The sequence below is a fragment of the Kingella potus genome (assembly GCF_900451175.1).
GTDB lineage: Bacteria > Pseudomonadota > Gammaproteobacteria > Burkholderiales > Neisseriaceae > Neisseria > Neisseria potus.
In genome coordinates this window covers 683,319-695,889 of sequence record NZ_UGJJ01000001.1, presented here as the reverse complement: position 1 = coordinate 695,889, position 12,571 = coordinate 683,319, and the positions used below count along the sequence as shown (strand labels likewise).

Sequence of the window (12,571 nt, the reverse complement as noted above, 5' to 3'; positions counted from 1 at the left end):
CGTTTTCCATTCCCGTGTTTTTCAGGCCGTCTGAAAAATATATTTCAGACAGCCTTTTCCCTTTGCACCCAAAACGTATGAACAAAACCCTCCTGCGAAGCGGCGCGTTGCTGCTTGCCTGCCTGCTTGCCGCCTGCACATCGAAAAAATCCCCCAAACCCGCCCCCCCATCAGGCCAAACCCTGCTTCCCTCCGGCACCTCTCTGCCGCCGCAGCCTGCCGGAGCGCGCTCGCCCGCCGGCACGAGCGTTTCCGGCGGCGGCGCGGTTTATACCGCCGTCGATTATTCCGCCCTGCCGCACTGGACGCACCAGCATTTTGCCGCCTCGCTCGAATCTTTCCTCAAAGGCTGCGCCCGTTTGCAAAACCAGCCCGCCTGGCAGAGCGTCTGCACCCAGGCCGCGCAAACCCCGCGCCACAACCACGCCGCCCGCCGCTTTTTCGAGCAGTATTTCACACCCTGGCAGGTCTCCGGCAACGGCAGCCCCGCCGGCACGGTAACCGGCTATTACGAACCCGTCCTCCACGGCGGTACAAGCCCGTCCGCCCAAGCCCGCTTCCCCATTTACGGCATTCCCTACGACTTCGTTTCCGTCGAGCTGCCCGCAAATCTGCGCAATAAAAAAACCGCCGTACGCATCCGCCAAACCGGCCAAAACAGCGGCATCATCGACCCTGCCGGGACGTACACCGCCGATTTGGCCGCCTTTCCCGTCAGCGAACGCAGCAAAGCCCTGAAAGGCCGTTTTTCCGGCAACCGCTTCCTCCCCTACCACACCCGCCGCGAAATCAACGCCGGCGCACTCAACGGCAAGGCCCCCGTACTCGGCTATGCCGACGATCCTGTCGAACTCTTCTTCCTGCAAATCCAAGGCTCGGGCCGTCTGAAAACCCCGCAGGGAAATTACATCCGGCTCGGTTATGCCGACAAAAACGAATACCCCTATGTTTCCGTTGCCCGCTACATGGCCGACAAAGGCTACCTGCCGCTGGCGCAGACCGATATGCAGGGCATCAAAAACTATATCCGGCAAAACCCGCAGCGGCTGGCCGAAATCCTCGGGCAAAACCCCAGCTTCGTCTTTTTCCGCGTTCTCGAAGACAACGGCGACGGCCCCGTCGGCGCACTCGGCACCCCGCTCACCGGCGGCTACTCCGGCGCGGTGGACAAACACTACATCACCCTCGGCGCACCGCTTTTCCTCGCCACCACCCATCCCGACACCCGCCACGGCCTCAACCGCCTCATCATGGCGCAGGACACCGGCAGCGCGATCAAAGGCGCGGTGCGCGTCGATTTCTTTTGGGGCTACGGCGATGAAGCGGGACGCACCGCAGGCAAAATGAAACATCCCGGCTACGTCTGGCAGCTCCTGCCCAACGGTACAAACCCGCGCTACAACCCCTGAACCGTCGGCGGAAAGGCCGTCTGAAAGTCTCAAACAGATTTTCAGACGGCCTTTGTATTGATGGCAAAGCAAATAAAAACATATCCCGCTGTCTGCACAAGTAGGGTGTGTCGCCAAAGAGGCGCACGCGTTTTTAACAATATCCGATACCGCAAAGGCCGTCTGAAAACACGGATTCGGTGCGTCCGATATTCCGTTTGCGTTTTTCAGACGGCCTGTCGCATTGCAGAGGGAGCCGCGTGCGCCGCTTTGGCGGCACACCCTACCTAAACGGCAGAGGCCGTCTGAAAACGGACATGGCGGGTTGCGGTTTGGCTGAAACGTTTGGGAAGTTTCGTCAGGGTGGAAATGTGGGTTTGAAAAACCAAAAGGCCGTCTGAAAATATTGTTTTCAGACGGCCTCAGTATTGACAGCGGATTAGATAAAACATCCGTCTGCCGTTTGTATGACAGGCAGGGTGTGCCGTGCAGCGATGCACGCGTACGCAGCCGCAGTAAAAAACCGTCTGAAAAGTGCAAACGGAATATCGGACGCACCGAATCCGTATTTTCAGACGGCATTTTTTCCGCATTCCCAGCCGTCGGGCAAACCGCAGTAACCGCGTGCGCCGCTTTGGCGGCACACCCTACCTTAAACGGCAGAGGCCGTCTGAAAAACGGGATTTTGATTTTTCAGACGGCCTCTTTGCCTGCATCGGCCAGCTCTTTGAGCCGGTACAGTGCGTCGAGGGCCTGGCGCGGGCTGAGGGTGTCGGGGTTGAGGCTGTCGAGGGTTTGCAGCAGGGCGGATGCTGTGTTGTGTCCGGTGTGTTTGCTGTTTGGCATCCCGTTTTCAGATGATTCTGCGTCTTCGAGGCCGTCTGAAAACGGGGTTTCACCGTTTTCTCCGCCGCAATAAGCCCCATCCGTATTTTCAGACGGCCTCTCTTCGGGCAGAAGGGCGAAGATGTCGAGTTGCGGTCGGTGGGCGGCGGCTTGGGCTTCCAGTTGTTCCAGATATTTTTGCGCGGATTTGAGGGCGCGGGCAGGCAGGCCGGCGAGTTTGGCAACGGCAATGCCGTAGCTTTTGCCGGTGGGGCCCGGTTCGACGCGGTGGAGGAAGACGATGTCGTGTCCTTCTTCCAGCGCAGACAGGTGCATATTGAAGGCGGCGGGCAGGGTTTCGGGCAGGGCGGTGAGTTCGAAATAGTGGGTGGCAAAGAGGGAGAAGGAGCGGTTTTTCTGTGCAAGATGGGCGGCAACGGCTTGGGCAAGGGCGAGGCCGTCGAAGGTGGAGGTGCCGCGTCCTACTTCGTCCATCAATACAAGGGACTGGGGCGTAGCGTGGCGGAGGATGTATGCGGTTTCGCTCATTTCCACCATAAAGGTGGAGCGGTTGGCGGCCAGGTCGTCGGATGCGCCGATGCGGGTGAAAATGCGGTCGGTGGGGCCGATGAGGGCGGATGCGGCGGGAACGAAGCTGCCGGTATGCGCCATCAGGACGATGAGGGCGGTTTGCCGCATATAGGTGGATTTTCCGCCCATGTTGGGGCCGGTAAGGAGCATGAGGCGGTGTTTGTCGTCGAGACGGGTGTGGTTGGCGGCGAAGTGGCGCACCTGTTGTTCGATAACGGGGTGGCGGCCGTCTGAAATGTCGATGCAGGGATAATCGGCAAACTGCGGGCGGCAGTAGCTGCGTTCGGCAGCCAGCGCGGCAAAGGCAGTCAGTACGTCGAGTGCGGCGGCGGCTTTGGCGGTTTGCTGCAGCAGGGGCAGGTCGTTTTGCAGATCTTCGATCAGCCGGTCGTAGAGCTTTTTTTCAAGGGCGAGTGCGGCTTCCTGCGCCCCCAGCACCTTGTCTTCGAAGGTTTTGAGTTCGGGCGTGATAAAGCGTTCGGCGTTTTTGAGGGTTTGGCGGCGTTGGTAGTCGGCCGGAGCCTGGACGGCCTGTATTTTCGACAACTCTATATAGAAGCCGTGGACGCGGTTGTATTCGACTTTGAGGGTGGACAGGCCGGTGCGTTCGCGCTCGCGCGCTTCGAGGGCGAGGAGGAATTCGCCGCCGTGGTTTTGAATGGCGCGCAATTCGTCGAGTTCGGCACAATAGCCGTGGTTGATCACGCCGCCGTCGCGCAGCCACACGGCAGGTTCGGGCAGAATGGCGGCACGGATTTTGCCGGCAATCCGCAAGCCTTCGGGAAAGATGTTTTTCAACGTGTCCAGAAGCGGCGATTCGGGCAGCAGAATCTGCGGCAGAATGTCGAGGCTGTCGCGCAGGCCGGACAAATCGCGCGGACGCGCCGAACCGACGGCGATACGGGCGGCAATGCGTTCGATGTCGGACAGGTTTTTCAGACGGCCTGCAATCTCCGCCGTGCCCTCCGCCGCCAGCGCGGCCACGGCCTCCTGGCGGGCAAGGATGTGGGCGCGGTTGCGCAGCGGATTGTGCAGCCACAAAGCCAAAAGGCGGCTGCCCATATGCGTTTCGCAGCAGTCGAGGATGGAAAACAATGTCGGCGACTGTTTGCCGCCGATGGTTTGCGTAATCTCGAGATTGCGCCGCGTTGCCGCGTCCATACCGATATATTCGCTTTCAGATTCGAGCGACAGCCCGTCAAGATGGCGCGGCAGTTCGGACTGGGTGAGTTTGATATAGTTCAGCAATGCGCCGGCGGCACCGATTGCAGGCGCGTGTTCCTCCGCATCCAGCCCGAACCCGCGCAAATCCTGCGAACCGAAATAGCGCGTCAGCAGCTCGAAACCGCTGTCGGCGGCAAACTGCCAGTTGTTCAGGCGTGTGATATTGGCTTCCCGGGGAAGGTTTGCCGGCGCGGATTTCCCGTCCGGCAGCAGGATTTCGGCCGCCTGCAAACGCGCCAGCTCGTCGGCAAGGCTTTCGGCCGCAGTCATTTTCACTTTGAATTCGCCGCTTTGCAGCGATGCCCAAGCGATACCCAGCCGCCTTTTGCCGGCGCATACCGCCGCAATACGGTTTGTTTCCTTGTCTTCGAGCAAAGCCGAATCCGTCAGCGTACCGGGCGTAACAATCCGCACAACCTTACGCTCCACCGGCCCTTTCGCCGCCCCGACTTCCCCAATCTGTTCGCAAACCGCTACGCTTTTGCCCATTTTTACCAACCGCGCCAAATACTGCTCCGCAGAATGGTAGGGAACGCCCGCCATCTTTATCGGTTTGCCGTCCATCTGCCCGCGCGCCGTCAGCGTGATGTCCAAAAGTTTCGCCGCCTCCACCGCATCGTCGAAAAACATTTCGTAGAAATCGCCCATGCGGTAAAAAACCAGCTTGTCGGGATGATCGGCTTTGATACCCAAATATTGCTGCATCATCGGGGAAACGGCGGATTTGCTCATTTTCAGACGGCCTTTGTACTGTATGGTTGTAAAACGGCTATTGTAGCAGCCCCGCCGCAATGCGTTTTACTGCCTTAGGCAGACGGTTTTTCAGACGGCCTGTTAATAGTATTTCGGAAAGGTTTGCAAAAATCCGAAAAATAAAAATCTTGTTAAACATTGATATGACGAATTACGTCAGATTTTTCCCTACAACGCGCTTGACTGAAATTTTCTGTCTGGGTATAGTGTGCGTCTTTGCTGCTTCGGCGGCGCAGTTCTTTAACAAGATGATTACCGATAAGTGTGGGTGCGTTTGGCCCCATACTGCGACGAAAAACAGACAAGGAATTTTATATTTCCTGTCGGTTTCTTTGAAGCGGACCAGAAGTTAAGTAAGTTAGAGATTGAACATAAGAGTTTGATCCTGGCTCAGATTGAACGCTGGCGGCATGCTTTACACATGCAAGTCGGACGGCAGCGGGGTAGTGCTTGCACTACTGCCGGCGAGTGGCGAACGGGTGAGTAATGCATCGGAACGTACCGGATAATGGGGGATAACTTTCCGAAAGGAAGGCTAATACCGCATATTCCCTGAGGGGGAAAGCGGGGGACCTTTGGGCCTCGCGTTATCCGAGCGGCCGATGTCTGATTAGCTAGTTGGTGGGGTAAAGGCCTACCAAGGCGACGATCAGTAGCGGGTCTGAGAGGACGATCCGCCACACTGGGACTGAGACACGGCCCAGACTCCTACGGGAGGCAGCAGTGGGGAATTTTGGACAATGGGCGCAAGCCTGATCCAGCCATGCCGCGTGTCTGAAGAAGGCCTTCGGGTTGTAAAGGACTTTTGTTAGGGAAGAAAGGGTTTGTGCTAATACCATGAACTTATGACGGTACCTGAAGAATAAGCACCGGCTAACTACGTGCCAGCAGCCGCGGTAATACGTAGGGTGCGAGCGTTAATCGGAATTACTGGGCGTAAAGCGGGCGCAGACGGTTTGTTAAGCAGGATGTGAAATCCCCGGGCTCAACCTGGGAACTGCGTTCTGAACTGGCAGGCTAGAGTGTGTCAGAGGGGGGTAGAATTCCACGTGTAGCAGTGAAATGCGTAGAGATGTGGAGGAATACCGATGGCGAAGGCAGCCCCCTGGGATAACACTGACGTTCATGCCCGAAAGCGTGGGTAGCAAACAGGATTAGATACCCTGGTAGTCCACGCCCTAAACGATGTCGATTAGCTGTTGGGCAACTTGATTGCTTAGTAGCGTAGCTAACGCGTGAAATCGACCGCCTGGGGAGTACGGTCGCAAGATTAAAACTCAAAGGAATTGACGGGGACCCGCACAAGCGGTGGATGATGTGGATTAATTCGATGCAACGCGAAGAACCTTACCTGGTCTTGACATGTACGGAACCTTCCAGAGACGGAAGGGTGCCTTCGGGAGCCGTAACACAGGTGCTGCATGGCTGTCGTCAGCTCGTGTCGTGAGATGTTGGGTTAAGTCCCGCAACGAGCGCAACCCTTGTCATTAGTTGCCATCATTAAGTTGGGCACTCTAATGAGACTGCCGGTGACAAACCGGAGGAAGGTGGGGATGACGTCAAGTCCTCATGGCCCTTATGACCAGGGCTTCACACGTCATACAATGGTCGGTACAGAGGGTAGCCAAGCCGCGAGGCGGAGCCAATCCCACAAAACCGATCGTAGTCCGGATTGCACTCTGCAACTCGAGTGCATGAAGTCGGAATCGCTAGTAATCGCAGGTCAGCATACTGCGGTGAATACGTTCCCGGGTCTTGTACACACCGCCCGTCACACCATGGGAGTGGGGGATACCAGAAGCAGGTAGGCTAACCGCAAGGAGGCCGCTTGCCACGGTATGCTTCATGACTGGGGTGAAGTCGTAACAAGGTAGCCGTAGGGGAACCTGCGGCTGGATCACCTCCTTTCTAGAGAAAGGGGCGGGTGCATCCACACTTATCGGTAATCGTAGAGAGCGTTACAAAGGGTTTGTAGCTCAGGTGGTTAGAGCACACGCTTGATAAGCGTGGGGTCGTAGGTTCAAGTCCTACCAGACCCACCAAGCTAGACTGGGGGCATAGCTCAGTTGGTAGAGCACCTGCTTTGCAAGCAGGGGGTCATCGGTTCGATCCCGTTTGCCTCCACCAGGATTTCCCAAATCAAAGCAGTCTGAAAGAAAGACAGACTGTTTTAATTTGCGAAAACAACGCATTGATCTTTAACAAATTGGAAAGCCGAAATCAACAAACAAAGACAAAGTCGTTTGATTTGGTTTAAATCATTGTTGCAATCATGGTTTAAGCATCAAAGAATCAGACGGTAAAATTTGGGTGGTGATTGTATCGACCCGATTCTGAAGCACAAAAGGCAGGATCGGGACACAACAAGCAGTAGGCTGTATCAAAGTAGAGGCCTGAAGGTGCCGAGTTAGTCAACGGCAAAGCACCGAAGTCAGAAAGGTACTTCAAATGATAGAGTCAAGTGAATAAGTGCATCAGGTGGATGCCTTGGCGATGATAGGCGACGAAGGACGTGTAAGCCTGCGAAAAGCATCGGGGAGCTGGCAATAAAGCTATGATCCGGTGATGTCCGAATGGGGAAACCCACCGTATTCTGTACGGTATCCTTGTTTGAATACATAGGACAAGAGAAGCGAACCCGGAGAACTGAACCATCTAAGTACCCGGAGGAAAAGAAATCAACCGAGATTCCGCAAGTAGTGGCGAGCGAACGCGGAGGAGCCTGTATACGATAGCCGATGAGATAGAAGAACAAGCTGGGAAGCTTGACCATAGTGGGTGATAGTCCCGTATTCGAAATTTCGTTGGTGGTACTAGGTATACGACAAGTAGGGCGGGACACGAGAAATCCTGTCTGAAGATGGGGGGACCATCCTCCAAGGCTAAATACTCATCATCGACCGATAGTGAACCAGTACCGTGAGGGAAAGGCGAAAAGAACCCCGGGAGGGGAGTGAAATAGAACCTGAAACCTGATGCATACAAACAGTGGGAGCCCTGTAAGGGGTGACTGCGTACCTTTTGTATAATGGGTCAACGACTTACATTCAGTAGCGAGCTTAACCGGATAGGGGAGGCGTAGGGAAACCGAGTCTTAATAGGGCGACTAGTTGCTGGGTGTAGACCCGAAACCGAGTGATCTATCCATGGCCAGGATGAAGGTGCCGTAACAGGTACTGGAGGTCCGAACCCACGCATGTTGCAAAATGCGGGGATGAGCTGTGGATAGGGGTGAAAGGCTAAACAAACTCGGAGATAGCTGGTTCTCCCCGAAAACTATTTAGGTAGTGCCTCGAGCTAGACACTGATGGGGGTAAAGCACTGTTATGGCTAGGGGGTCATTGCGACTTACCAACCCATGGCAAACTAAGAATACCATCAAGTGGTTCCTCGGGAGACAGACAGCGGGTGCTAACGTCCGTTGTCAAGAGGGAAACAACCCAGACCGCCGGCTAAGGTCCCAAATGACAGATTAAGTGGTAAACGAAGTGGGAAGGCCCAGACAGCCAGGATGTTGGCTTAGAAGCAGCCATCATTTAAAGAAAGCGTAATAGCTCACTGGTCGAGTCGTCCTGCGCGGAAGATGTAACGGGGCTCAAATCTGTAACCGAAGCCGCGGATGCCGCAAGGCATGGTAGGGGAGCGTTCTGTAGGCCGAAGAAGGTGTATCGTAAGGTATGCTGGAGGTATCAGAAGTGCGAATGTTGACATGAGTAGCGATAAAGCGGGTGAAAAGCCCGCTCGCCGAAAGCCCAAGGTTTCCTACGCAACGTTCATCGGCGTAGGGTGAGTCGGCCCCTAAGGCGAGGCAGAAATGCGTAGTCGATGGGAAACGGGTTAATATTCCCGTACTTTGATTCAATGCGATGTGGGGACGGAGAAGGTTAGGTTAGCAAACTGTTGGAATAGTTTGTTCAAGCCGGTAGGTGTAAGACTTAGGCAAATCCGGGTCTTTTTAACACCGAGAAGTGATAACGAGTGTCTACGGACACGAAGTAACCGATACCACGCTTCCAGGAAAAGCCACTAAGCTTCAGTTGAATCAGAACCGTACCGCAAACCGACACAGGTGGGCAGGATGAGAATTCTAAGGCGCTTGAGAGAACTCGGGAGAAGGAACTCGGCAAATTGATACCGTAACTTCGGGAGAAGGTATACCCTCTAATGTTAAGGACTTGCTCCGTAAGCATAGGAGGGTCGCAGAGAATCGGTGGCTGCGACTGTTTATTAAAAACACAGCACTCTGCTAACACGAAAGTGGACGTATAGGGTGTGACGCCTGCCCGGTGCTGGAAGGTTAATTGAAGATGTTAGCGCATCGGATCGAAGCCCCAGTAAACGGCGGCCGTAACTATAACGGTCCTAAGGTAGCGAAATTCCTTGTCGGGTAAGTTCCGACCCGCACGAATGGCGTAACGATGGCCACACTGTCTCCTCCCGAGACTCAGCGAAGTTGAAGTGGTTGTGAAGATGCAATCTACCCGCTGCTAGACGGAAAGACCCCGTGAACCTTTACTGTAGCTTTGCATTGGACTTTGAAGTCACTTGTGTAGGATAGGTGGGAGGCTTAGAAGCAGGAACGCCAGTTCTTGTGGAGCCGTCCTTGAAATACCACCCTGGTGACTTTGAGGTTCTAACCCAGACCCGTAATCCGGGTCGGGGACCGTGCATGGTAGGCAGTTTGACTGGGGCGGTCTCCTCCCAAAGAGTAACGGAGGAGTTCGAAGGTTACCTAGGTCCGGTCGGAAATCGGACTGATAGTGCAATGGCAAAAGGTAGCTTAACTGCGAGACCGACAAGTCGAGCAGGTGCGAAAGCAGGACATAGTGATCCGGTGGTTCTGAATGGAAGGGCCATCGCTCAACGGATAAAAGGTACTCCGGGGATAACAGGCTGATTCCGCCCAAGAGTCCATATCGACGGCGGAGTTTGGCACCTCGATGTCGGCTCATCACATCCTGGGGCTGTAGTCGGTCCCAAGGGTATGGCTGTTCGCCATTTAAAGTGGTACGTGAGCTGGGTTTAAAACGTCGTGAGACAGTTTGGTCCCTATCTGCAGTGGGCGTTGGAAGTTTGACGGGGGCTGCTCCTAGTACGAGAGGACCGGAGTGGACGAACCTCTGGTGTACCGGTTGTGACGCCAGTCGCATCGCCGGGTAGCTAAGTTCGGAAGAGATAAGCGCTGAAAGCATCTAAGCGCGAAACTCGCCTGAAGATGAGACTTCCCTGAGGATTTAATCCTCCTAAAGAGCCGTTCGAGACCAGGACGTTGATAGGTCGGGTGTGGAAGCGCGGTAACGCGTGAAGCTGACCGATACTAATTGCTCGTGAGGCTTGACTCTATCATTTGAAGGACTTTGTATCCTTTGATGACAAAGCCTACATAGGACTTGTTCCGATATATTTCATCACAGTTGATTGCGGTTGGACAGGCAGATGCCTTCCGACCCCGGCTTTACCGATTTGACAGTTTTAGTCTGGCGGCCATAGCGGTTTGGTCCCACTCCTTCCCATCCCGAACAGGACAGTGAAACGAACCAGCGCCGATGATAGTGTGGATTCCCATGTGAAAGTAGGTCACTGCCAGGCACTTATTGCAAACCCCGCCCTTTAACGGCGGGGTTTTTGTTTGCGTGCAGGGACGGAAGCAAACCGGGGTCGGTGAGACAGGCTTGCCTGATACGGGTTTCTTGATTATGATGGCTCTCGTTTTTTTATTTTGATTGAAAGGTGAGTGATGAATCTGAAAAAATCTTTGTTCGGTCTTTTGGCGTATGCCGCAGCGGCTTTGGTTTCGGCTGCAGTCAACATCAATACGGCCACAGCGGAGGAGTTGAAGGCCCTGCCGGGTATCGGTCAGGCGAAGGCGCAGGCGATTGTGGATTACCGTAAGGAAAACGGTGCGTTCAAATCGGTGGACGATTTGAAAAAGGTCAAAGGAATAGGCGACGGTATTTTGGGCAAATTGAAGGATCAGGCAACGGTTGGTGCGGCTCCCGCCGCCAAACCGGCAAAACCGGCACAGGCCGCCGTCCCGGCCGCCAAAAAACCGTAAAAGCGCATAACACCATACCGTAAAGACAAAACCGGCCGGCAGACCAAATACTGCCGGCCGGTTTTACTGCGCCTCCAACCTGCCCCGTAATCCGGCACAACGGCCTGCCGGCACCCCGTCAAAGAAGTTGCTCTATCGGAAGTAAGGAAAGTATGTTGCCGTTAAGTTGGTTTCAAAAAACCAAAGTTGCCACGTTTTTTGCAGCTAAAACGGTTAAATTTCGGTTGGAAGTATGTCAGTTTCTCAAACTGTAGAATGATTGAGTTTGTACTAAATCTAAGTTGGTTTAGGCAAGAAATTGCTAACAGGTCGAATCGGCGGCAATAGCATATTCTTTGCCGTCTTCGGTAAGCAGTAGAGGTGATCGTTTTCCTTCGATTACTTCTGCTGTAACAACCACTTTTTTTATTTGGGGCAGTTCCGGCAGGCGGTACATTGTTTCGAGCAGGGCGCGTTCGACTATTGAGCGCAGGCCGCGCGCACCTGTTTTTCGGGTCATCGCCAGTTTGGCGATACTGCGCAGGGCTGCTTCTTCAAATTCGAGTTCTGCGCCTTCCATGCGGATTAGAGCCTGATACTGTTTTACCAAAGCGTTTTTGGGTTCGGTCAGAATATTGACTAGGGCATCTTCATCCAATTCGGACAATGTGGCAATAACGGGAAGGCGGCCGATCAGTTCCGGAATAAGGCCGAATTTGATTAAATCTTCGGGTTCGATGATTGCAAATAATTCGCTGATGTCGGCATTTTCGTCTTTGCTGTGAACCGATGCGCCAAAGCCGATACCGCCTTTTTCAGTACGTTGGCGGATCACTTTTTCCAAACCGGCAAATGCGCCGCCGCAGACAAACAGGATATTGGTAGTATCGACTTGGATAAAATCCTGGTTTGGGTGTTTGCGTCCGCCTTGCGGGGGAACGCTGGCTACAGTTCCTTCGATTAGTTTCAGCAATGCCTGCTGCACGCCTTCGCCGGATACGTCACGGGTAATGGAAGGGTTGTCGCTTTTGCGTGAGATCTTGTCTATTTCATCAATGTAAACAATGCCGCGCTGTGCTTTTTCTACGTCGAAATCGCATTTTCCCAAGAGCTTGGTAATAATCTGCTCCACATCTTCGCCGACATAGCCCGCTTCGGTAAGCGTGGTGGCATCGGCCATGACAAACGGTACATCCAACTTGCGTGCCAAAGATTGTGCCAGCAGGGTTTTTCCCGATCCGGTCGGGCCGACAAGCAGAATATTGGATTTCGACAGCTCGACATTGTCCGAGGCTTTCGGGTGGCGCAGGCGTTTGTAATGGTTGTACACGGCCACAGCGAGAGCCTTTTTCGCCTGTTCCTGGCCGATAACATGATCGTTGAGGTTGGCTACGATTTCTGCGGGGGAGGGGAGTTTGTTGTCGGACGTGCTGTCCGGGCTTGAAGGCGGCGGCTCGTCCGTATTCAGCATTACGCCGCAGGTTTCCACGCATTCGTTGCAGATGCACGCATCGGATTCTCCTTCAATCAGGTGTTTTACTTCCTGTTCGGACTTGCCGCAAAAGGAGCAGTGGCGGTTTTCTGTAGTCATGGATTCTACCCTATGATGGCAACGGACAGGCCGTCTGAAAAAAGCGGCGATTATATAGTGAAACAGACAAATGAAGCTACGGCCTGCGGTATTCCCGCGTTTTTCAGACGGCCTTTCAGCGGGCTTGTCCCGAAACCTACCGGAAACACGGCGCGGGAAAATGAA

At 54.4% G+C, this 12,571-nt stretch carries 4 protein-coding genes, 2 tRNA genes and 3 rRNA genes; 7 read left to right on the top strand and 2 right to left on the bottom strand.

Going from position 1 to position 12,571, the window contains the following annotated elements; all coding sequences use genetic code 11:
- Window positions 1–77 precede the first annotated feature (77 nt).
- Window positions 78–1,409: a murein transglycosylase A gene (mltA, locus tag DYE40_RS03080; protein ID WP_115307678.1), complete on the top strand. Its 1,332-nt coding sequence runs from the start codon at window positions 78–80 to the stop codon at window positions 1,407–1,409.
- A gap of 672 nt (window positions 1,410–2,081) precedes the next feature.
- Here the strand turns inward: mltA and mutS are convergent.
- Window positions 2,082–4,760, bottom strand: coding sequence for a DNA mismatch repair protein MutS (gene mutS / locus DYE40_RS03075; protein WP_115307677.1), 2,679 nt, complete (start codon window positions 4,758–4,760; stop codon window positions 2,082–2,084).
- Window positions 4,761–5,148: 388 nt separating this feature from the next.
- Between mutS and DYE40_RS03070 the strand changes: the two genes are divergently transcribed.
- The 6 genes from DYE40_RS03070 to DYE40_RS03045 all read left to right on the top strand — a co-directional run bounded on the left by DYE40_RS03070 (window position 5,149) and on the right by DYE40_RS03045 (window position 10,836).
- A 16S ribosomal RNA gene (locus tag DYE40_RS03070) occupies window positions 5,149–6,689 on the top strand.
- A gap of 57 nt (window positions 6,690–6,746) precedes the next feature.
- Window positions 6,747–6,823 (top strand) — tRNA-Ile (locus DYE40_RS03065).
- 9 nt (window positions 6,824–6,832) lie between these two features.
- Window positions 6,833–6,908, top strand: a tRNA-Ala gene (locus DYE40_RS03060).
- Window positions 6,909–7,236: 328 nt separating this feature from the next.
- A 23S ribosomal RNA gene (locus DYE40_RS03055) occupies window positions 7,237–10,123 on the top strand.
- 134 nt (window positions 10,124–10,257) lie between these two features.
- Window positions 10,258–10,370 (top strand): 5S ribosomal RNA (rrf, locus tag DYE40_RS03050).
- The 16S, 23S and 5S rRNA genes sit together here with 2 tRNA genes alongside, the layout of an rRNA operon.
- 148 nt (window positions 10,371–10,518) lie before the next feature.
- A complete protein-coding gene (locus tag DYE40_RS03045) occupies window positions 10,519–10,836 on the top strand; it encodes a ComEA family DNA-binding protein (RefSeq protein ID WP_115307676.1) in 318 nt (105 codons plus the stop codon).
- A gap of 301 nt (window positions 10,837–11,137) precedes the next feature.
- Here DYE40_RS03045 and clpX read toward each other — a convergent pair whose 3' ends face one another.
- The gene (gene clpX, locus DYE40_RS03040; protein ID WP_115307675.1) at window positions 11,138–12,406 is read right to left on the bottom strand and encodes an ATP-dependent Clp protease ATP-binding subunit ClpX; all 1,269 of its coding nucleotides are present in this window, start codon (window positions 12,404–12,406) and stop codon (window positions 11,138–11,140) included.
- Between the last annotated feature and the right edge of the window lie 165 nt (window positions 12,407–12,571).